Genomic DNA, 22,232 nt, shown 5'->3' on the forward strand with positions numbered 1-22,232 from the left:
CCGCCTACGCCTGTGGCGCCAGCGGCACCTATGAAAGCCCCCGCCGCGAGGATTGACCCTTGGAGCGCGGCCGACCAGCCATTACTCTGTGGCCCTCACCGACCATGGAGTAAGGCATGTCTTTAACGTCTGTATGCGTGTTCTGCGGTGCCAGCACCGGCACCAACCCGGCCTACCGCGAGGCCGCCGAAGCCCTCGGGCGCCATCTGGCCGAACGCAAACTGACCCTGGTCTATGGCGGTGGCGCTGTCGGCCTGATGGGCCTAGTCGCCGACGCGGCCCTGGCGGCCGGAGGTGAAGTCATCGGCATCATTCCCCAGAGCCTCAAGGACAAGGAAATCGGCCATCCGGGCCTGACGCGCCTGGAGGTGGTCGACGGCATGCACGCCCGCAAGGCACGCATGGCCGAGCTGAGCGATGCCTTTATCGCGCTGCCGGGTGGCCTGGGCACCCTGGAAGAGTTGTTCGAGGTCTGGACCTGGGGCCAGCTGGGCTATCACGCCAAGCCCCTGGGGTTGCTGGAAGTGAATGGCTTCTACGAGAAACTCACGGGTTTTCTCGATCACATCGTCGGCGAAGGCTTCGTTCGCGCCCCGCACCGTGACATGCTGCAAGTGAGCGATTCGCCGCGCAAACTGCTGGATGCGCTGGAGGCCTGGCAACCCACGGTCGCCCCCAAATGGGCCGAGCAAAAACCCGATTAACCGCCGGCCCCCGATACAAGGCAGAATACGCGCCGCTCAACCTCACCTTCGACCCCAGAGGATCGCCCATGGCTAAACCCAATTACTCCTTCGCCAAACGTCAGCGAGACCTGGCAAAGGAGCAGAAGAAAGAGGAAAAGCTGCAACGCAAGAAAGCGGCCGCTGAAGAAGCCGGCGCACCGAGCCCGGATACAGAAGACGAAGTGGCCGTCGACGACGCCAATGCAGTAGACGATCAGGCCCCCAAAGCCTGAGACCCGCCAGGCCTGATACTCCTGTCAGGCCCTCGGGATCTGGGGTCGGCTATCCATTACCGACCCTCGGATACCCAACGCTTTGACAATCGAATCGCGATAACCCTGTGGCAAGTTGGCCGGTAGCTGGTCGGCTGCGAACAGGCCGATTTCCTTGTGCTCGTGGCTGACGGTTGGCACAAAACCGCCCAGGAGCCGGCAGCGATAGGTCGAGATAAAGACATGCTTGCCGGGAATGACCTCGAATAGGTACGAATCCAGCGGCTCCGCCACCGCCACCTGCACGTCCAGCTCTTCCTCGATCTCCCGCGCCAGGCATTGCGGCGCCGTCTCCCCCAGCTCGATCCGCCCGCCGGGCAGCTCCCATTCGTCACGCTCGTTGAGCATCAGCACCACCAGCCCTTCGGGGGATTGCAGCACGCCCTTGATCGATACCGGGAACATAAGCCACTCCTGTAAAGCCTGTAGCCGCTGCCGAAGGCTGCGCCCGGGTGCGTAGCGGCCGTGTTTTTGAGGCCGCAGGACGATTCTGCGAACCTTATCGCAGCCTGCGGCAGCGGCTACAGAGAGATCCGTTCATTCAGTGGCATCACCGTCACCCGCACTTCCGGGTCGTGGCTGCCGCCGCCGAGAATCACCCCGCGCAGCGGCGAGACGTCGGAAAAGTCCCGGCCCCAGGCCAGGGTGATGTGTTCCAGTGCCGGCTGCACGTTGTTGGTCGGGTCGAAATCGACCCAGCCGAGCACCGGGCAGAACACCGAAACCCAGGCATGGGAAGCGTCCGCGCCGATCAGGCGTGGTTGCCCCGGTGGCGGCTGGGTCAGCAGGTAGCCGCTGACATAACGCGCCGCCAAACCGCGGGAACGCAAGCACGCCAGCATCAGGTGGGCGAAGTCCTGGCAGACCCCGCGCCGCCGCTCCAGCACCTCCACCAGCGGCGTCGCCACCTGGGTGGCTTCGGCATCGAAGGTGAACTCGCTGAAGATCTTCTCCATCAACGCCTGTACCCCCAGCAACAACGGACACCCGGCGGGGAAACAGCTTTCGGAAAAATCGACGAAGCTCTTCTTCAGGTGCACATAGGGCGACTCGAAGCGGTAACGACACGCCTCCATCAAGGCCGCGGACAACGGCCGGCTGCTGTAGGTCAGCGCACTGCGGGTGGCGTCCCAGGGCAATGAGCGGGTGAAATCCAGCGCAGGCCGGGCCAGCACCTCCACCGTCAGTTGCGCATTGACCAGCAGTTCGTCATGGGGGCGCTCGAACGCCAGCCGGGTCAGCGGGTTGCCGAACACATCCAGCTCGTCGCGGCGGGTGGTGGGGTCGGGGCTGATCAGCAGTTCCTGCTGGCTGCAATGCTGCCAGGCGCAGGCCCGCGGCCACAGGTGCGCCAGCTGCTGGGCCAGGGAAACCGGGCTGTCGTAGTGGTAATGGGTATCGTGGAAGATCTGGTAATGAGCGCTCATCAGACGGACACCGTTTGTTGGCTGACATCGTCGACATGGGCGAAATGCCGCAGCGCCAGGCGGTCGGAGACCTGCCCGCTGGCATCGGCGATTTCCTGCAACAGGTCGGCCAGGCCTTCGAGCGCCGCACGCACGCTGGCTTCGCCGAACAGCGGGTTTTCCAGGCAACCCAGGTCGAAGCGCGACAGGCGCCCCACCAGCTTGGGCAAACCGGCCTCGCGCGGCACACCGAACTCATCGTTCAAGCGATTGAGGGTCCGGGTCACCAGCTTCAGCTGGAACAGCACCGCATGGGGGTTCTGCTCATCGAGCAGCAACAGGTCGAGCACCGGGATCAACTGCGCCACCGCCAGGTAGCGGGAACGGTAGGTGATGCTGCTGTTGCCCAGCTCCAGCAGCCACTCCAGCCCGGCCTGGTCGAACGCGGTGGCGCTGCGCAGGAAGGCCGCCAGGCTGCTGCTGAGGAACTGCAGGCGCTCGATGCGCCGGCCGATCATCAAAAAACGCCAGCCTTCGTCGCGGGTCATGTCGTCCAGGGCAAAACCCGACAGCGCCGCCAGGGACATCACCAGGCGATTGAGGAAGTCCAGCAATTCGCCGAAGTCCGGCTCCCGGGCCTCCAGCGCCAGAGCTTCGCGCTGCAACTCCACCAGCGCCTGCCAGTTTTCCCGCGAGAGCTTGCCGCGCACCTGGGACGCCGCCCACTGCAGGCGCTGCAGGTTGGAGCGCAGGCTGAAGGCCCAGTCGTCGCCCTGCAGAGCCGCCAACAGCCGCTCGGGCAGTTCCCCCTCGTCCGGCAGCAACATCAGGCTTTCGCCCAGGTCGACCGCCGCCTGCAAGGCCTGCGGGTCATCGCCGTCGATATAACGCGCCAGCATGATCCGCAACAACCGCGCGCTGCCATCGCAACGCTCGCAGTAACGGCCGAACCAGAACAGGTTTTCCACCACCCGCGACGGCAGGTACGGATCGCGCCGCACCAGCTCATGCACGCCGATGGTCCGCTGGCCCTTCCACTGTTCGCCGCTGGGCGCACGCTCGCCCAGCACCCAGGTGTCCTTGCTGGCGCCGCCGCGCTGCATCGATACCACTTCGGCATCGGCCTCGGCGGCCACCCGGGTCAAGCCGCCCGGCAGCACCCGGTAACCATCGCGGCTGGCCACGGCATACACCCGCATGCCGATGGCCCGCGGTTGCAGCTGGCCGTCCTCGGCCTGCCAGACCGGCGCCTGGGACAGCTGCGCCAGTTCCTGGGCGACATAGGCATAAGGCCGCGCCCGCATGCGCTCGGCCAGGGCCCGGCGCTCTTTCTCGCAGAGGTCGCGGCCGAACAAGGGGGCAAAGCTCTGGGACGGGAACGCCGGCTTGATCAGCAGCTCCGGGAGTTTTTCCAGGGCCTGGGCCAGCACCGGCGCCTCGCCGCACCACCAGGTGGCGACGGACGGCAGAATCAGTTCTTCGCCAAACAGGTGCTCGCTGATCTTCGGCAGGAAACCCAGCAGGCCTGGCGATTCCAGCACGCCGCTGCCCAGGGCATTGGCTACCAGCACCCGGCCCCGCCGCACCGCCTCCAGCAGCCCCGGCACGCCGAGGGCCGAGTCGGTGCGCAGTTCCAGCGGGTCGCAGAAGTCGTCGTCGAGCCGGCGCATGATCGCGTGCACCCGCCGCAGGCCGCTCAGGGTCTTGAGGTAGACCGTGGCGTCGCGCACCGTCAGGTCGCCGCCCTCCACCAGCGGATAACCAAGCTGGCGCGCCAGGTACAGGTGCTCGAAATAGCTTTCGTTGAAACGTCCCGGGGTCAGCAGCACGATCAGTGGCGCTTCGTCGTCCCGGGGCGCCTGGCGGGCCAGGGTTTCCTGCAGGGTGCGGAAGAAGCCGGCCAGGTGCTGTACCTGCAGATCGCGATACAGGTCCGGAAAGGCCCGGGACACGATCATGCGGTTTTCCAGGGCGTAGCCGGCACCGGAGGGCGCCTGGGTACGGTCGGCGGTGACCCACCAGCGCCCGTCCGGGGTGCGCGCCAGGTCGACCGCGTACAGGTGCAGGAAAGCGCCGTCCGGCGGCTGGATGCCCTGGCACGGCCAGAGAAAATTGTTATGGCCAAACACCAGTTCGGCCGGCAGCAGGCCTTCGCTGATCAGCCGCTGGGGCCCGTACAGGTCGGCCAGTACCGCATTGAGCAAACGCGCCCGCTGGGCGATCCCGGCGGACAGCTGCTGCCATTCATCGGCGGCGATCACATGGGGCAACAGGTCCAGCTCCCACGGCCGGTCGGCGCCCTTGGGGTCGGCATAAACGTTGTAGGTGACGCCGTTTTCCTGGATCTGTCGGGTCAGCAGGGCCTGGCGCTGCATCAACTGCGCCGGTGTGCTGCGCAGCAACTGGTCGAACAGCCGGCGCCAGTGCGGGCGTACCGCGCCGCTGGCGTCGAGCAGTTCGTGGTAGGTACCCGCCGTCAGCGGGTAGTGGTCAAGCAGGTCAGGCATGGAGAACTCGGCAGACGGCAAGGTAAGTCAGATTAACGCAGACACATGACGCCCGGATATGCGAAACATCCGGGCGTCGCGTCTGCTTTAGAAACGTCGCAAATCGAGTGTCATCGGCAACTCGTCGTTGATCGTCAGGCTCGGCACCGACAAGGTGCCGGGGCTATGCCCCAGGCGGAAGAAGCGCGCCATGCGGCGGCTTTCGGCTTCGTTGGCATTCACCGGCAGGCTGTCGTAGTTGCGTCCGCCCGGGTGGGCTACGTGGTACTGGCAACCGCCCAGGGAGCGCTGCATCCAGGTGTCGAGCAGGTCGAACACCAGGGGCGCATGCACCGGGATGGTCGGTTGCAGGCAGTTGAAGGGCTGCCAGGCCCGATAGCGCACCCCAGCGACAAACTCCCCGACCCGCCCGGTAGGCTGCAGCGGCACCGCGACGCCGTTGCAGGTCAGCAGGTAGCGCTGCGGCGCCAACCCGGTGAGCTTGACCTGCAGACGCTCCAGCGATGAGTCGACATAACGCACCGTGCCGCCAGCGGAGCCCTCCTCCCCCAGCACATGCCAAGGCTCCAGGGCCTGGCGCAGCTCCAGTTCGACCCCGCCGACCGCGTAATCGCCGACCTTGGGGAAACGAAACTCCAGGTGCGCGGCGAACCACTCGGCGCGCAGCGGATAGCCGGCGGCGTTGAGCTCGACTATGACGTCGGCGAAGTCCTGCTCGATAAAGTGCGGCAACAGGAAGCGGTCGTGCAGCTCGGTACCCCAGCGCGCCAGCTTGGCTGGCGCATAGGGCTCGCGCCAGAAGCGCGCGACCAAGGCCCGCAGCAACAGTTGCTGGGCCAGGCTCATGCGCGCATGGGGCGGCATTTCAAAGGCGCGCAGTTCCAGCAGGCCCAGGCGCCCGGTGGCGCCGTCCGGCGAGTACAGCTTGTCGATGCAGAACTCGGCGCGGTGGGTGTTGCCGGTGACATCGATCAGCAGGTTGCGCAGCAACCGGTCGACCAGCCACGGCGGGCACTCCTCGCCCGGTTCGGGCATCTGCGCGAAGGCGATTTCCAGCTCGTACAAGGCATCGTTGCGTGCCTCGTCGACCCGCGGCGCCTGGGAGGTCGGGCCGATGAACAGCCCGGAGAACAGATAGGACAACGACGGATGGTTGTGCCAATAGCTGATCAGGCTGCGCAACAGATCCGGCCGGCGCAGGAACGGCGAATCCGCCGGCGTCGCGCCGCCCAGCACGAAGTGGTTGCCGCCACCAGTGCCGGTGTGGCGCCCGTCGATCATGAATTTCTCGGTGGTCAGGCGGGTCTGCCGGGCTTCCTCGTAGAGGAACTCGGTGCGCTCCACCAGCTCGTCCCAACTGGCGGACGGCTGCACGTTGACCTCGATCACGCCCGGATCGGGGGTGACGCGGAAGTTGCTCAGCCGTGGATCGCTCGGCGGCTCATAGCCCTCCAGCAGCACCGGGCAATGCAGCTCTTCGGCGGTGGCCTCGATGGCGCTGACCAGCTCCAGGTAATCCTCCAGGCGCTCCAGGGGCGGCATGAACAGGTACAACCGCCCACCCCGCGCCTCGGCACAGAACGCGGTGCGGGTCAGCCAGTCGGCGGACTGGTCGATCTGCGGCACCCGCTCATCGGCCTCGGCCGCCTCGCCATGCTTACGCAATTGCGCACTGTCCGGCAGCTCGGGCAGCTCCTGGTTCGGGTCGGTGGGGTGCACATAGGGGTATTCCGCCGCCGTCACCCAGGGCTGGGACGCCAGCGGCAGGCGATAGCCCAGGGGCGAATCCCCCGGCACCAGCCGGCAATGGGTGTCGCGCAGGTACCAACGGCCGCTCTGCCACTGGTCGCCCTTGGCCGTGCGGGCCAGCGGCAGGACCTGGCCGATGACCTTGTCCAGGCCCTGGCTGAAGACCTTGCGCAGGCGCGCCCGCTCCAGTTCGTCCGCCAGCCGCGAATCCTCGGCGCTGACGTTTTGCGGCAAGGTGCCCTCGCGCCACAGGTAATAGAAATTGTCTTCATAGGCCGGGAACACGAAGCGCGGCGGCAGCTTCAGGCGTTCGGCGACACTGGCCAGGAAACGCCCGGCCAGTTCGCTGTCGGCGCCGTAGTCTTCGTGTTCGTCGGCAATCAGCGCGGCGTTATGCCAGATCGGCACACCATCGCGGCGCCAGTAGCAGTTCAGCGACCAGCGCGGCAGTTGCTCGCCCGGGTACCACTTGCCCTGGCCGAAATGCACCAGGCCCTTGGGCGCGTAGTGGTTGCGCATGCGCTGGAACAGCTCGGCGGACAGCCGGCGCTTGTTCGGCCCGAGGGCCGCGGTGTTCCATTCGGCGCCATCCGGGTCGTCGATCGAAACGAAGGTCGGTTCGCCGCCCATGGTCAGGCGCACGTCGCCTTCCAACAGATCGGCATCGATCTGTCGGCCCAGGGCCTGGATCGCCAGCCATTGCTCTTCGGTGTAGGGCTTGGTGACCCGCGGCGCTTCCCAGACCCGCTCCACCGACATCTGGTGGCTGAACTCGCATTCGCAAGGCTCCACCAGGCCGCTGATCGGCGCCGCCGAGGATGGATCGGGGCTGCAGGCCAATGGGATATGCCCCTCCCCGGCAAACAGCCCGGAGGTGGCGTCCAGGCCGATCCAGCCGGCGCCGGGCAGGTACACCTCGCACCAGGCATGCAGGTCGGTGAAATCCACCTCGGTGCCGGACGGGCCGTCGAGGGATTTGACGTCGGCGGTCAGCTGGATCAGGTAGCCGGAAACAAACCGCGCCGCCAGCCCCAGGTTGCGCAGCAGCTGCACCAGCAGCCAGGCGGAGTCGCGGCAGGAGCCGGAAGCCTTGTCCAGAGTCTGCTCGGGCGTCTGCACGCCCGGCTCCATGCGGATCAGGTAGCCGATGTCTTCGCTCAGACGCTGGTTCAGGCCCACCAGGAAATCCACCGCCGGCATCGGCGTGCGGTCGATGCCCTCAAGGTAAGCCTTGAACTTCGGTGTCAGCGGCAGGGTTTCCAGGTAAGGCGCCAGTTCCCGCTGCTCATCGGCGGCGTAGGCGAAGGGAATCTTCTCCGCATAGGGTTCGAGGAAGAAGTCGAACGGATTGAACACCGCCATCTCCGCCAGCAGATCGACTTCGATGCGCAGCTCGTCGGTCTTTTCCGGGAAGACCAGGCGCGCCAGGTAGTTGCCCTGGGGATCCTGCTGCCAATTGATGAAGTGCTGCTCGGGCTGGACCTTCAGCGCATAGGAGAGAATCCGCGTGCGGCTATGGGCCGCCGGACGCAGGCGAACAATCTGTGGGCCGAGTTCGACCGCGCGGTCGTAGCGGTAATGCGTGACATGGTGCAATGCGACATGGATCGACACGGCGTGCCTCCTGCGGACCTGGACGTACACGAGAGCGCGCAAGACTTATGCCAGGGCACCAGTCCCGGCGCTTTCCCCGACTGCTGTGGGCAGTACAGCACCAAAAGCGCGCGGCGCGTGCTTTGGCGTGCGCAGGGTTGCACATAAATGTGGCGACAGGATGTAACCGGCGGTCAGCGCACCCGCTTCAGGCCGGCTTCCAGTCGCTGCAGGCGCCGGCGTTTGCGCGCCGCCACTTGCAGCACCTTGAGCCCGCGCTGGTAGCGCCGGGTGCTCATCAGGTACAGGCCGGTCAGGGGGATGCACAGGACAAAGGCCGGAAAGAGGCGCTGGCGGGAATCCAGCAAGACCAGCAGCGCGCACGCCAGGCAGAACACCAGCGCGCCGAACAAGGCCCAGGCCCCGCGCGGGTAGCCGCGGATCACCAGCAGGAAACACAGGCTCATCAGCAGGCCAACGCCCAGCATGGCCATCGCGGCGTAGTTGGCGACCTGGAAGTCCCGGGGGAAATACAGATGGGGCACCTGCGCGGCGGTCAGCGAGACGCTGAAGATCGTCGTCATCATCACCGCGATATGAATCACCCCGAAGCGCCGCACATAGGGCTGCCAGGCGAGCCACTCGGCGGTCTTGAGGCGCAGCAGCTTGTCTTCGATCTGCTGTTGTTGCGGGGTTTTCCTGCGACGTAACACGCTGCTCTTCCTTGAGTCGATGCCAATCCTGGGGCGCACCTTAACAAACCCAAACGCTGAAATGCACAACGCCAACCCGGGGGTTGGCGTTGTGTCTGTACAGCCGTTGCCTTAGCGGGGCACGACCGGTTTGCGGGCCGGCTTCTTGCCTTTGCCCTTGGCCGCGTCCGTGCGCTCCTTGGCGGCCTGTTTGTTGCGAGCCATCGCGGCGGCCTTGGCCTGTTCGCGTTTGTCCCACGGGTTGCCGCCGTCGCTGCCGCGCGGTGGCAGGCCGGTGTGCTGGGTGAGGATCCGGGTGGTTTCCTTGGCCACTTTGTGGCTGCCAGCCGGCGTCGAGTTCTTGCGACGGGCGCTCTGGTAGCTGTCGGTAGCCGGCTGATGCAGCGGAATCAACTGGTGCTTGCCCGGCCCGATCAGATCGGCGCGGCCCATGCGGGTCAGTGCTTCACGCAGCATCGGCCAGCCTTTCGGATCGTGGTAACGCAGGAACGCCTTGTGCAGGCGCCGCTGCTCCTCGCTCTTGACGATGGTCACCCCGTCACTCTTGTAGGTGACCTTGCGCAGCGGGTTCTTGCCCGAGTGATACATGGCGGTGGCGGTGGCCATCGGCGACGGGTAGAACGCCTGCACCTGGTCGGCACGGAAACCGTTGCCCTTGAGCCACAGGGCCAGGTTCATCATGTCTTCGTCGGTGGTGCCCGGGTGCGCGGCGATGAAGTAAGGAATCAGGTACTGCTCCTTGCCCGCTTCCTTGGAGTACTTCTCGAACATCCGCTTGAACCGGTCGTAGGTACCGATACCCGGTTTCATCATCTGGTTGAGCGGACCTTCCTCGGTGTGTTCCGGGGCGATCTTCAGGTAGCCACCGACGTGGTGGGTCACCAGTTCCTTGACGTACTCCGGCGACTCGACCGCGAGGTCGTAGCGCAGGCCGGAAGCGATCAGGATCTTCTTCACCCCCGGCAAGGCGCGGGCGCTGCGATACAGCTGGATCAGCGACGAGTGATCGGTGTTCAGGTTCGGGCAGATGCCGGGGAACACGCAGGACGGCTTGCGGCACGCGGATTCGATTTCCGGGCTCTTGCAGGCGATGCGGTACATGTTCGCGGTCGGGCCGCCGAGGTCGGAGATGACGCCGGTAAAACCTGGAACCTTGTCGCGAATCTCTTCGATCTCGCGAATGATCGACTCTTCGGAACGGTTCTGGATGATGCGGCCTTCGTGCTCGGTGATCGAGCAGAAGGTGCAGCCGCCAAAGCAGCCACGCATGATGTTCACCGAGAAACGGATCATCTCGTAGGCCGGGATCTTCTCCTTGCCGTACGCCGGGTGCGGGATGCGCTGATACGGCATGCCAAACACGTAGTCCATCTCTTCGGTGGTCATCGGGATGGGCGGCGGGTTGAACCAGACGTCGATCTCGCCATGCTTCTGCACCAGCGCACGGGCGTTGCCCGGGTTGGTTTCCAGGTGCAGCACGCGGTTGGCGTGGGCGTAGAGCACCGGATCGTTACGCACCTTTTCCATCGACGGCAGGCGGATCACGGTCTTGTCCCGGGTCATCTTCGGGCTGGCCAGGATCTGCACGACCTTGGCTTCCTGCGGATCTTCCACCGGGCCTTTTTCCTGCTCGATAGCGCAGGCGGCGGTGTCCTGGGTGTTGACGTAGGGGTTGATGATCTTGTCGATCTTGCCCGGACGGTCGATACGCGTGGAGTCCACTTCGTACCAGCCCTGGGGCGTGTCACGGCGAATGAACGCGGTGCCGCGCACGTCGGTGATGTCTTCGATCTTGTGCCCGTAGGACAGGCGCTGGGCGACTTCGACAATTGCCCGCTCGGCGTTGCCGTAGAGCAGGATGTCGGCGCTGGCGTCGATCAGGATCGAGTTGCGCACCCGGTCCTGCCAGTAGTCGTAGTGGGCGATGCGGCGCAGGGAGGCTTCGATGCCGCCCAGGACGATCGGCACGTGCTTGTAGGCTTCCTTGCAGCGCTGGCTGTAGACCAGGCTGGCGCGGTCCGGACGCTTGCCCGCCAGGCCACCGGGGGTGTAGGCGTCGTCGGAACGGATTTTCTTGTCCGCGGTGTAGCGGTTGATCATCGAATCCATGTTGCCGGCCGCGACGCCGAAGAACAGGTTCGGCTCGCCGAGCTTCATGAAGTCGTCTTTGGACTGCCAGTTCGGCTGGGCAATGATCCCGACGCGGAAGCCCTGGGACTCCAGCAGCCGGCCGATGATCGCCATGCCGAACGACGGGTGATCGACGTAGGCATCACCAGTGACGATGATGATGTCGCAGGAATCCCAGCCGAGCTGATCCATCTCCGCCCTGCTCATCGGCAGGAACGGCGCCGGCCCGAAACATTCGGCCCAGTACTTGGGATAGTCAAATAACGGCTTGGCTGCTTGCATGTCGATGACCGGTATAGGTGTAGATAAGGGCGCGTTTATTTACAGAGAAATTCGCGGGCGCGGAATATAGCACAAAAAATGACCAATTCCGACGACCATGGTCGGAAATCGGTGGGGCGTTTATCGCGGGCAAACCTCGCTCCCAGGAACACGATGACCTTGGAGGCTTGCCTGCGCTCGAGAGGCCGGGCCTTACTCGTCGTCGTCGAAGTTGTAGCTGCCCGGCGCGAGGTTCTCGAAGCGGGTGTACTTGCCGATGAACGCCAGGCGGATAAAGCCGATCGGGCCGTTCCGCTGCTTGCCGATGATGATTTCGGCAATGCCCTTGTGCTCGGTCTCGGGGTGATACACCTCGTCCCGGTACACGAACATGATGACGTCGGCGTCCTGCTCGATCGCTCCGGATTCCCGCAAGTCGGAGTTCACCGGGCGCTTGTTCGGACGCTGCTCGAGGGAGCGGTTGAGCTGGGACAGGGCCACTACCGGGCAGTTGAATTCCTTGGCCAGGGCCTTGAGGGAACGGGAGATCTCGGAAATCTCGTTGGTTCGGTTGTCGCCACTGGAACCTGGGATCTGCATCAACTGCAGGTAGTCGATCATGATCAGGGCGATGTCGCCGTGCTCACGCACCAGGCGGCGGGTCCGCGCGCGCATTTCCGAGGGGCTGATACCCGCGGTGTCGTCGATGAACAGCTTGCGATCATTGAGCAGGTTGACCGCCGAGGTCAGGCGCGGCCAGTCGTCGTCTTCCAGCTGGCCGGAACGCACCTTGGTCTGGTCGATGCGGCCAAGGGACGACAGCATACGCATGATCAGCGATTCGCCTGGCATCTCGAGGGAGTACACCAGCACCGCCTTGTCGCTGCGCAGCACGGCGTTTTCCACCAGGTTCATGGCAAAGGTGGTCTTACCCATGGACGGACGGCCGGCGACGATGATCAGGTCGGCTGGCTGCAGGCCGCTGGTCTTCTCGTCGAGGTCGGTGTAGCCGGTGGACAGGCCGGTGATGGCGTTGTCGGTGTTGAACAGGGTGTCGATGCGGTCGATGGCCTTGGTCAGCAACTCGTTGACGCCCACCGGGCCGCCGGTCTTCGGACGGGCTTCGGCGATCTGGAAGATCTGCCGTTCGGCTTCGTCGAGGATCTCTTCGGCGGTGCGGCCTTCGGGGTTGAAGGCGCTGTCGGCGATCTCGGTGCTGATGCCGATCAGCTGGCGCAGGGTGGCGCGCTGGCGAACGATCTGCGCATAGGCCTTGATGTTGGCCACCGACGGCGTGTTCTTCGCCAGTTCGCCCAGGTACCCCAGGCCGCCGACCTGGGACGTCTGGCCTTCCTTGTCCAGCTGTTCGGACAGGGTCACGACGTCGATCGGCATGTTCTGATCGGCCAGTTTGGCGATCGCGCGGAAAATCAAACGATGGTCATGCCGATAGAAGTCGCCGTCGGAGACTTGATCGAGCACCCGCTCCCAGGCGTTGTTGTCCAGCATCAGACCACCGAGCACGGCCTGTTCGGCCTCGATGGAATGTGGCGGCACCTTCAGGGCAGCGGTTTGCAGATCGTATTGCTCGGGAGCGGAGATATCGTTCATGGCCACTTGGTTTTTTAGGAAAAGCAGGGGTTTGAAAAACTGAGGGTACAGAAAGACAAAGGGCACGACCTGTAAACAGGATCGTGCCCGATGTTACCGGCTAGCTCCCGAGGGTGCCAGCCGACAAGTACTGCTTAAGCTGCTACCACGACAACGCGCACGGTGGCTTCAACTTCGGCGTGCAGGTGCACGGCTACGTCGAACTCACCTACGTTGCGGATGGTGCCGTTCGGCAGACGAACTTCGCTTTTTGCCACTTCAACGCCGGAGGCGGTCAGTGCATCAGCGATGTCGTGGGTGCCGATCGAACCGAACAGCTTGCCTTCGTCACCAGCGGTGGCAGTGATAGTCACTTCCAGCTCAGCCAGTTGGGCAGCGCGAGTTTCGGCAGAAGCCTTTTTCTCTGCAGCCAGTTTTTCCAGCTCGGCACGACGCGCTTCGAACGCAGCCAGGTTGGCAGCGGTAGCAGCGGTGGCTTTGCCGAAAGGCAGCAGGTAGTTACGGCCGTAACCAGCCTTAACGTTTACCTTATCGCCCAGGTTGCCCAGGTTGGCGATTTTTTCCAGCAGGATCAGTTCCATTTGGTAATAACCTCTTAACTTTTAACCTTCACCGTTCGCAGAGCCGTTATCAGCGTCTTTCGGCGCCGAACGACCGCGAAAATCAATCAGGCTGTCGACTATGGCCAACACCACGAGCAACGGATAGATCAGCTGCATAAACAGCAACAGCGTTACGTACAACCCCACCAGCCAGAACCTGGCCAGTCGCCCTTGCGCCACCAGCCCGTGAATCAGGGCCAGCCCGGCGAACACCAGCGGTACGCTGCACAACGGCGTCAGCATCGCCATCTGTGGACCGAGATTCGGTCCCAGCAGCATGCAGGCCAGCAGCAACATCGCCAGTCCCAGCGGGAGCTTGATAGCGCGAAACTCGCGCCCAAAACCACCCGGGTTGTACAACAACGCCTGCCAGTAGCGCCCGACAATCAGGCTCAGCACACTGACGACCTGCAACAAAGCCGCTATCAGGCCGGTCAGGACCGGTGCAATCAGTGAGGCAAGACGAGCCTGCTCTTCAACCGACAACTGCTGGTAGAGATCACCGAGGGCCAGCGGCAGGATTTTTACCAACTCCTGCGAGAGCATCTCGATCTGGGGGCGGTAAGCCACACCCAGCACTCCAGCAAACACCAGGCCCAGCGCTATGCTGACCAGCAGCACACGGTTCCAGGATTCGCTTGCGCGCAAAACCAACGCAAGGCCCGAAGACCCCAGCAGCACCATGAGTGCGCGTGGATCGCCGGAATACAGCCACCAGAACAGTGCCGGCAGCAATCCCAGGGCGAGGACACCAAGGGCGTCGCTCAAACCGCGCCGCAGGAGCACCAGGCTTCCCGCAGCAGCACCCAACCAATACAACAACGGCAATGCCGCACATCCGGCCACTACCAGAGTGGCCTGCATACGGCCGCGCATGATGAACTCAGCTAAGGCGCGCATGCATTCAATCCCTTACTACTTGTCGACTGCCCGGTCTCAGCGGCCGTGGCTGTCGGTGTAGGCCAGCAGGGCCAGGAAGCGGGCGCGCTTGATAGCGGTGGCCAGCTGACGCTGATAACGAGCTTTGGTACCGGTGATACGGCTTGGAACGATTTTGCCGGTCTCGGATACGTAGGCTTTCAGGGTGTTGAGATCTTTGTAATCGATCTCTTTCACGTCTTCAGCGGTGAAGCGGCAGAATTTACGACGACGGAAGAAACGTGCCATGTAATTGGCTCCTCAAAAGGTCCGTGGATTACTCGTCAGCGTTATCGCTGGCGTCGCTGTTATCGCTGTCATCGCCATCGGCGCTGTCAGAATGCTCAGGACGGTCACGACGCTCACGGCGCTCACTGCGGTTCTCTTCAGCCTTGAGCATCTCGGATTGGCCAGTGATGGCTTCTTCGCGACGGATGACCAGGTTACGGATCACAGCATCGTTGTAACGGAAGTTGTCTTCCAGCTCAGCCAGGGCTTTACCGGTGCACTCAACGTTCAGCATCACGTAGTGAGCCTTGTGAACATTGTTGATTGCGTAGGCCAGTTGACGACGGCCCCAGTCTTCCAGACGGTGGATTTTGCCGCCGTCTTCTTCGATCAGCTTGGTGTAACGCTCAACCATGCCGCCGACTTGCTCGCTCTGGTCAGGGTGGACCAGAAAGATGATTTCGTAATGACGCATGAATGCTCCTTACGGGTTGTAGCCTGCCGCTCAAAAGCGGTCAGACAAGGAGTGAATGACACTTGTGTGTCTTGCCAGAGATAGGCACATATGCGCCTGCCGCAACGGCAAGGGGCGCAATTGTAGAGAAGGGGCAACAGCGGCGCAAGGCAATTGGTGATTATTTGAACAATTGGCCGCCAGGGCACGCCAAACCTGCCGGACGGGCCTGCTCACGATTGCAGCACCTCAGTCGGGCCGCTATCGCGAGCAAGCTCGCACCTGCATGGAGGGAGGAAACTCAGGTCTTCTTGGCTGCGCTCTTGGCCTTGGCCGCACGCTGGCGCGTGGCCTCGAACAGGCACACGCCGGTAGCCACCGAAACGTTGAGACTGCTGACGCTACCGGCCATCGGCAGGCGCACCAGGAAATCGCAATGCTCACGGGTGAGGCGACGCATACCCTTGCCTTCGGCGCCCATGATCAGGATGGTCGGCCCGGTCAGGTCCTGGTCATACAGTTCCTGCTCAGCTTCGCCAGCGGTGCCGACAACCCACAGGCCGCGCTGCTGGAGCTTTTCCAGGGTGCGCGCCAGGTTGGTCACGGCCACCAGCGGAATCACTTCCGCGGCGCCGCACGCCACTTTACGCACGGTCGGGGTCAAGGTCGCCGATTTGTCTTTCGGCACCAGCACCGCCAGCGCGCCAGCCGCATCGGCGGTACGCAGGCAGGCGCCGAGGTTGTGCGGATCGGTCACACCGTCCAGCACGAGCAGCAGCGGCGCGCCTTCGGTACGGTCGAGCAGCTCATCGAGCATCGCCTCGCCCCAGACCTGGCTTGGACTTACTTCAGCCACGACACCCTGGTGAACGCCCTCGACCCAAGCATCCATTTCACGACGCTCGGCCTGGCCGACCGCCACGCGATTCTGCCCGGCCAGGTCCACCAGCACCTGCACGCGCGGATCGCTACGGCCTTCGGCCAGCCAGATCTGCTTGACGCGCTTGGGGTGGTGACGCAGCAATGCTTCCACAGCGTGCACGCCGTAGATCTTTTCCAACTGACTCATGACTTGGCCTTGGGTTTACGTGCCCCGCCGCTTTTCGCCGCAGGACCTGCGCCCGCTTTCGGCGGACCTTTACGATGTTTGCTCGGTTTGCTGGACGCCGGCTTTCCGGACTTTCCCCCAGACGCCGCTTTACCACCGCTTTTGGCTTCGGCCAGCAACGCCTGCTTCATTTCCCGGCTCTTGCGCACTTCGGCGTTTTTCGCCGCGGCATCGCTGGAGCGGTAGGCCTCGACCGACTTTTCCTTGGCCGGGCCACGACGGCCAGTCTTGGCTGGAGCAGGCTCGGCAGCAGTCTTGGCCGGAGGCACATCGACGGCGCCGCGTTTTTTGCGACCGATCGGCGCGCCGATGGTTTTCTCCGCCATCTCGAAGTCGATCTTGCGCTCATCCAGGTCGACGCGCATGACCCGCACTTCCACGCTGTCACCCAGGCGGAAGCTGCGGCCGGTACGCTCGCCGGCCAGGCGGTGATGCACAGGATCGAAGTGGTAGTAATCGCCCGGCAGCGCCGTGACATGCACCAGACCTTCGACATAGATATCGGTCAGCTCGACGAACAGGCCAAAACCGGTCACCGCGGTGATCACACCAGGGAACGACTCGCCCACGCGATCCTTCATGTACTCGCACTTGAGCCAGTTCACCACGTCGCGGGTCGCTTCGTCGGCACGCCGCTCACTCATCGAGCACTGCTCGCCAAGCTGCTCGAGAACCGCCTCGTCATACGGATAGATGCGCGCCTTCGGAATGGTCATCGCACCGGCACGACGCACGTGAGGGGTGTTCTGCTTGGAGTGGATGACACTGCGAATCGCCCGGTGCGTCAGCAGGTCCGGGTAACGGCGAATCGGCGAGGTGAAGTGGGTATAGGCTTCGTAGTTCAGGCCGAAGTGGCCCTGATTGTCAGCGCTGTACACCGCCTGGCTCAACGAGCGCAGCATCACGGTCTGGATCAGGTGGAAATCCGGGCGATCCTTGATGCTTTCCAGCAGTGCCTGGTAGTCCTTCGGCGTCGGGCCGTCCTTGCCTTTATGCAGGGACAGGCCGAGCTCGCCGAGGAAGGCGCGCAGTTTTTCCAGGCGCTCTGGCGGCGGGCCGTCGTGGACGCGATAGAGCGCAGGAATTTCGTGCTTCTTGAGGAATTCGGCGGTGGCCACGTTGGCCGCCAGCATGCATTCCTCGATCAGCTTGTGCGCATCGTTGCGGGTAGTCGGGCGAATTTCGGCGATCTTGCGCTCGGAACCGAAGATGATCCGGGTTTCCTGGGTCTCGAAATCGATGGCGCCACGGGTATGACGAGCACCGAGCAGCACCTTGTACAGCGCATAAAGCTGCTTGAGGTGCGGCACAACATCGGCGTATTCGCCGCGCAGTTGCTTGGCCTCGCTGGTTTTCGGCTGCTCGAGGATAGTACTGACCTTGTTGTAGGTCAGTCGCGCCTTGGAGTGGATCACCGCTTCGTAGAACTGGTAGTCGGTCATCTCGCCGGACTTGGAGATGGTCATCTCGCACACCATGGCCAGACGATCGACTTTCGGGTTCAGCGAGCACAGGCCGTTGGACAACTGCTCCGGTAGCATCGGCACCACGCGCTCGGGGAAGTACACCGAGTTGCCGCGTACCTGAGCCTCGGCATCCAGCGCCGAACCGATCTTCACGTAACTGGAAACGTCGGCAATCGCCACGTACAGCTTCCAGCCACCGCCGAACAGGCGCAGCTTGCCAGGCTTGGCTTCGCAATAGACCGCATCGTCGAAGTCGCGAGCGTCTTCACCGTCGATGGTGACGAACGGCAGATCGCGCAGGTCGATGCGTTTCTCTTTGTCCTTATCTTCGACTTCCGGCTTGAGCTTGCCGGCTTCCTTCAGTACCGCTTCAGGCCAGACGTGAGGAATATCGTAGGTGCGCAAGGCAACATCGATTTCCATGCCCGGGGCCATGTAGTTGCCCACAACCTCGACCACGTCGCCTTGCGGCTGGAAGCGCGGAGTCGGCCAGTGGGTGATCTTCACCTCGACGAACTGGCCAATCTTGGCGCCGGCATTGCGGCCCGGGGTCACCAGCACTTCCTGCTGGATCTTCGGGTTGTCCGCCACCACAAAACCAATGCCGCCCTCTTCGAAGTAACGGCCGACGATGCTCTCGTGAGCACGGGACACCACTTCAACGATCATGCCTTCGCGGCGACCACGGCGATCCAGACCGGAAACCCGGGCCAGCGCGCGGTCGCCATCGAACACCAGGCGCATCTGCGCCGGGCTCATGAACAGGTCGTCGCTGCCGTCATCGGGCACCAGGAAGCCGAAGCCATCACGGTGACCGCTGATGCGGCCGAGAATCAGGTCGAGCTTGTCCACCGGCGCATAAGTGCCGCGACGGGTGTAGATCAGTTGAGCATCGCGCTCCATGGCGCGCAGGCGGCGACGCAGGGCTTCGATCTGGTCTTCTGTGGTCAGACCAAACTCTTCGACCAACTGTTCGCGGTTAGCAGGCGAACCCCGATCAGCAAGGTGCTGAAGGATCAGTTCGCGGCTAGGGATAGGGTTTTCATATTTTTCCGCTTCACGAGCGGCCTCGGGATCGAGGGACTGCCAATCGGCCATTAGATAAATTTCACCTTGTCTATATGCGGGTTAGTTTGGCATACGCGTATTGAAACGGGAAATTTCAGGCTAAGACAGGCTCCGAAAAGTCCTTTCAAGGCTTCAGAAGCATCCTGTAAAAGCCGTCGGTGAATTTTTTTCAATATTTTCAAGATCAGGGGTTTACAGCTCAAAAGGTGGTCCGTATAGTGCGCGCCATCGACGACGGAGACGTTGCCGATACTGCCCAGATGGTGAAATTGGTAGACACGCCAGCTTCAGGTGCTGGTGGCCGCAAGGCCGTGGAAGTTCGAGTCTTCTTCTGGGCACCAATTCAGAGCTGCAGATCATTTGAATCTTCAGGCTCCTCCAAAAACCCGCGAAAGCGGGTTTTTGCATTCTAAGTGTTTGATTTATTGAATCTAAGTCAAAACAGGGCTTTACAGATTCAAAGGCGCTCCGTATAGTTCGCCCCATCAACAGCGGCAACGTTGCTGATACTGCCCAGATGGTGAAATTGGTAGACACGCCAGCTTCAGGTGCTGGTGGCCGCAAGGCCGTGGAAGTTCGAGTCTTCTTCTGGGCACCATATTCAAGCTTCACAGCATAGCTGTGAAGTCTCACAAAAACCCGCGAAAGCGGGTTTTTGCGTTTCTGGCCCATAACAATCATTTCTTCCTCCAAAGCGCCCCCCCTCCTCTCAGGGCTATCCAGCCCGTCAAGCCGCACATGAGAAACAATATCGTTTATGATTGTTACAAGTTTTTGCGGCACCACAGTGAGGAACCCTGCGAATGATGTTTAGAAACACCGCCCTTCCAACATCCCTTCTGCGTGGCTTGACCATCACTTTGCTGGGCCTGGCCCTGGCATCTCCACTCACTCAAGCAGCCGACCCGGTTTCCCTGACCCTCTACAACGGCCAGCACAAGGAAGTCGGCGACGCCATCGCCAAGGCCTTCGAGGCCAAGACCGGCATTCACGTCAATGTGCGCAAAGGCAGCAGCAACCAGCTTGCCAGCCAGGTCGTGGAAGAAGGCGAGCGCTCTCCCGCCGACGTGATTTACACCGAAGAATCGCCGCCCCTGAACAAACTCGGCGAGCAAGGCCTGCTGGCCAAGACCGATGCCGCGACCCTTGAAGTCCTGCCCAAGGATTACGTCGCCGGCAACGGCACCTGGATCGGTATCACCGCCCGCGTCCGCGTGGTGGCGTTCAACCCGAAGCTGATCGACGAAAAGGACCTGCCGACATCGGTAATGGAGTTCTCCCAACCACAATGGCAAGGCAAGGTAGGTTTCGTTCCTACCAGCGGCGCGTTCCAGGAACAGGCCGTGGCAATCATCAAGCTGCACGGAATGGACGCCGCCGAGGAATGGCTGACCGGCCTGCGCGCCTTTGGCAAGACCTACAGCAATAACATGGTGGCCTTGAAGGCCGTGGAAAACGGCGAAGTCGCCACCGTGCTGGTGAACAACTATTACTGGTTCGCCCTGCAACGCGAAAAAGGCCAGCTGGACTCGAAGCTGCACTATTTCACCGGCGGCGATGCCGGCGGGCTGATCACCGTATCCAGTGCCGCAGTACTCAAGTCCAGCAAGCACCCCAAGGAAGCTCAGCAATTCCTCGCCTATATGGCCAACGAAGAAGGCCAGCGCGTGATCACCCAGACCACCGCCGAATACCCGCTGCGCAAAGGCCTGGAGTCGGATCGCGGCCTCAAGCCGTTCAGCGAGCTGCAAGCGCCAAAAGTCACCCCGGCCGACCTTGGCAATGCCGAAGAAGCCCTGGAACTGGAACGCGAAGTCGGCCTGAACTGATGAGCGCATCGCTGCCCGCCCCCGCCTCGCGCACAACCTACATACCGAGGCGCAAGGGGCCATCGATCTGGCTACTGCTACCAGTCCTGCTGCTGGTCGGACTCAGCCTGCTGCCATTGCTCTATGTCGGGCTCAAGGCCTGGCAGGCCGGCTGGGCCGAAGCCCTGCATCTGTTGTGGCGCCCCTATGTATTCGGCCTGCTGCGCAATACCTTGCTGCTGCTCACAGGTGTGACCGTCACCTGCGCCATCGTCGGCCTCTCCCTGGCCTGGCTGCTGGAGCGTAGCGACTTGCCGGGGCGGCGCCTCTGGGGCGTGATCCTGTGCCTGCCCTTTGCCGTACCGGCCTTTGTCAGCAGTTTCACCTGGGTCTCCCTCAGTGCCAGCTTCGAAGGCCTGGGCGGGGCGATCCTGGTCATGAGCCTGTCCAAGTACCCACTGGTGTTCCTGCCTGTCGCGGCCACCCTGCGCAACCTCGACCCCTCTCTGGAGGAGTCGGCCCGCACCCTTGGGCAGCATCGCTGGGGCGTGTTCTTCCGGATCACCCTGCCCCTGCTCTGGCCGTCGCTGCTGGCCGGTTCATTACTGATCGCCCTGCACATGCTGGTGGAGTTCGGCGCGCTGTCGATCATCGGCCTGCAAACCTTCACTACCGCGATCTATCAGCAGTTCGAGCTGGAGTTCAGCAACGCCAACGCGGCGATGCTTTCTGCCGTGTTGCTGGCGCTGTGCCTGGCCCTGCTGTGGCTGGAGTTGCGGGTTCGCGGCAAAGGCCGCCATGTGCGGACCGGCCAGGGCGCGGCACGACATGCCGAGCAGGTACGCCTGGGTAAGTGGGCGATTGGTGGGCAACTGTACTGCGCGCTGCTGACCCTGATCGGCAGCGGCATTCCGCTGGGCATGCTGGCGTACTGGCTGGCCGTTGGCTCATCGGCCGCCTTCCCGGTAGCCGCCATCGGCGAAGCCCTGCTTTCCTCCCTGGCACTGTCGCTGGGTGGCGCGGCACTGTGCCTGGCGCTGGCGGTACCGGTCGGGCTGCTGGTGGTACGTCACAAGGGTCGCCTGGCCCTCTGGGCCGAACGCCTGCCCTACTTGCTGCACGCCCTGCCCGGCCTGGTGATTGCCCTGACACTGGTGTTCTTTGCCCTGCACTACGTGCCGGCGCTGTATCAGACCTCGACCCTGCTGCTGATCGCCTACGCCCTGCTGTTCCTGCCCCTGGCGCAGGCACCGATCCGCACCGCCCTGAACAAGGCGGCGCCACAACTCGAGGACGCTGCCCGCACTCTCGGCGCCTCCTCATTCACGGCATTCTGCCGTGTGACCCTGCCGATCATTTTCCCCGCGTTGGGAGCCGCCTTCGCCCTGGTATTCCTGGATGCCATGAAGGAACTGACGGCTACCCTGCTGCTCAGCCCGACCGGGCTGAATACGCTGGCGACGGAAGTCTGGGCGCACACGGCGAATGTGGAGTTTGCAGCCGCAGCGCCTTATGCGGCGCTGTTGATTCTGGTATCGGGATTGCCGGTCTATCTGCTGACGACACGGATGTATCTGAGCCGTTGAGCCCGCTCCTACAGAAAGCCTTCTGTA

17 protein-coding genes and 2 tRNA genes are annotated in these 22,232 nt (G+C 63.1%); 6 read left to right on the forward strand and 13 right to left on the reverse strand.

Annotated elements, in window-relative coordinates; genetic code table 11:
- The first annotated feature begins 116 nt into the window (after positions 1–116).
- Together PVZ80_RS15940 and PVZ80_RS15945 are read left to right on the forward strand one after the other, a co-directional pair.
- Positions 117–704 (forward strand): TIGR00730 family Rossman fold protein, encoded by a 588-nt coding sequence (locus tag PVZ80_RS15940; RefSeq protein ID WP_009046706.1) that lies wholly within the window; start codon positions 117–119, stop codon positions 702–704.
- A gap of 68 nt (positions 705–772) precedes the next feature.
- The gene (locus tag PVZ80_RS15945; RefSeq protein WP_009046705.1) at positions 773–958 is read left to right on the forward strand and encodes a hypothetical protein; all 186 of its coding nucleotides are present in this window, start codon (positions 773–775) and stop codon (positions 956–958) included.
- Between the two features lie 24 nt (positions 959–982).
- On the opposite strand, the gene PVZ80_RS15950 is transcribed toward PVZ80_RS15945, so the two are convergent.
- From PVZ80_RS15950 to rnr, 13 genes are all read right to left on the reverse strand, one after another.
- A complete protein-coding gene (locus PVZ80_RS15950) occupies positions 983–1,402 on the reverse strand; it encodes an NUDIX hydrolase (protein WP_028683728.1) in 420 nt (139 codons plus the stop codon).
- A gap of 116 nt (positions 1,403–1,518) precedes the next feature.
- The gene (locus PVZ80_RS15955; RefSeq protein ID WP_028683729.1) at positions 1,519–2,424 is read right to left on the reverse strand and encodes a transglutaminase family protein; all 906 of its coding nucleotides are present in this window, start codon (positions 2,422–2,424) and stop codon (positions 1,519–1,521) included.
- Entirely contained in the window at positions 2,424–4,910 is a 2,487-nt protein-coding gene (locus PVZ80_RS15960) for a circularly permuted type 2 ATP-grasp protein (protein ID WP_273864195.1), read from the reverse strand. Before PVZ80_RS15960 ends, PVZ80_RS15955 begins: the two co-directional genes overlap by 1 nt.
- An 87-nt stretch (positions 4,911–4,997) precedes the next feature.
- A complete protein-coding gene (locus tag PVZ80_RS15965; protein WP_273864196.1) occupies positions 4,998–8,273 on the reverse strand; it encodes a transglutaminase family protein in 3,276 nt (1,091 codons plus the stop codon).
- Between the two features lie 173 nt (positions 8,274–8,446).
- Positions 8,447–8,965, reverse strand: coding sequence for a hypothetical protein (locus PVZ80_RS15970; protein ID WP_038630469.1), 519 nt, complete (start codon positions 8,963–8,965; stop codon positions 8,447–8,449).
- Between the two features lie 111 nt (positions 8,966–9,076).
- Positions 9,077–11,377, reverse strand: a complete 2,301-nt coding sequence (locus tag PVZ80_RS15975) for a YgiQ family radical SAM protein (protein ID WP_081362834.1) — start codon at positions 11,375–11,377, stop codon at positions 9,077–9,079.
- A 192-nt stretch (positions 11,378–11,569) separates the two neighbouring features.
- Positions 11,570–12,967, reverse strand: a complete 1,398-nt coding sequence (gene dnaB, locus PVZ80_RS15980; protein WP_007921486.1) for a replicative DNA helicase — start codon at positions 12,965–12,967, stop codon at positions 11,570–11,572.
- A 134-nt stretch (positions 12,968–13,101) separates the two neighbouring features.
- Positions 13,102–13,548, reverse strand: a complete 447-nt coding sequence (gene rplI / locus PVZ80_RS15985) for a 50S ribosomal protein L9 (protein ID WP_007921484.1) — start codon at positions 13,546–13,548, stop codon at positions 13,102–13,104.
- 21 nt (positions 13,549–13,569) lie between these two features.
- Entirely contained in the window at positions 13,570–14,469 is a 900-nt protein-coding gene (locus PVZ80_RS15990) for a hypothetical protein (protein ID WP_009046698.1), read from the reverse strand.
- 36 nt (positions 14,470–14,505) lie between these two features.
- Positions 14,506–14,736: a 30S ribosomal protein S18 gene (gene rpsR, locus PVZ80_RS15995; protein WP_002551829.1), complete on the reverse strand. Its 231-nt coding sequence runs from the start codon at positions 14,734–14,736 to the stop codon at positions 14,506–14,508.
- 28 nt (positions 14,737–14,764) lie between these two features.
- Complete coding sequence (gene rpsF, locus PVZ80_RS16000; RefSeq protein WP_007921481.1) at positions 14,765–15,190, reverse strand: 30S ribosomal protein S6; 426 nt, start codon at positions 15,188–15,190, stop codon at positions 14,765–14,767.
- 280 nt (positions 15,191–15,470) lie between these two features.
- Complete coding sequence (gene rlmB, locus PVZ80_RS16005) at positions 15,471–16,238, reverse strand: 23S rRNA (guanosine(2251)-2'-O)-methyltransferase RlmB (protein ID WP_016704517.1); 768 nt, start codon at positions 16,236–16,238, stop codon at positions 15,471–15,473.
- Positions 16,235–18,841: a ribonuclease R gene (gene rnr / locus PVZ80_RS16010; protein WP_273864197.1), complete on the reverse strand. Its 2,607-nt coding sequence runs from the start codon at positions 18,839–18,841 to the stop codon at positions 16,235–16,237. The genes rlmB and rnr overlap by 4 nt, the downstream gene beginning before the upstream one ends.
- Before the next feature lie 224 nt (positions 18,842–19,065).
- On the opposite strand from rnr, the gene PVZ80_RS16015 reads away from it, so the two are divergent.
- The 4 genes from PVZ80_RS16015 (at position 19,066) to PVZ80_RS16030 (ending at position 22,205) form a co-directional block, all read left to right on the forward strand.
- A tRNA-Leu gene (locus PVZ80_RS16015) sits at positions 19,066–19,152 on the forward strand.
- Positions 19,153–19,322: 170 nt separating this feature from the next.
- Positions 19,323–19,409: transfer RNA gene (locus tag PVZ80_RS16020), tRNA-Leu, on the forward strand.
- A gap of 205 nt (positions 19,410–19,614) precedes the next feature.
- Positions 19,615–20,640 (forward strand): extracellular solute-binding protein, encoded by a 1,026-nt coding sequence (locus tag PVZ80_RS16025; protein ID WP_257371421.1) that lies wholly within the window; start codon positions 19,615–19,617, stop codon positions 20,638–20,640.
- A complete protein-coding gene (locus PVZ80_RS16030; protein WP_009046694.1) occupies positions 20,640–22,205 on the forward strand; it encodes an ABC transporter permease in 1,566 nt (521 codons plus the stop codon). Before PVZ80_RS16025 ends, PVZ80_RS16030 begins: the two co-directional genes overlap by 1 nt.
- The last annotated feature ends 27 nt before the right edge of the window (positions 22,206–22,232 follow it).

Origin of the sequence: Pseudomonas sp. B3G-3, assembly GCF_028640915.1 — a bacterium.
Lineage (GTDB): Bacteria > Pseudomonadota > Gammaproteobacteria > Pseudomonadales > Pseudomonadaceae > Aquipseudomonas > Aquipseudomonas chlororaphis_I.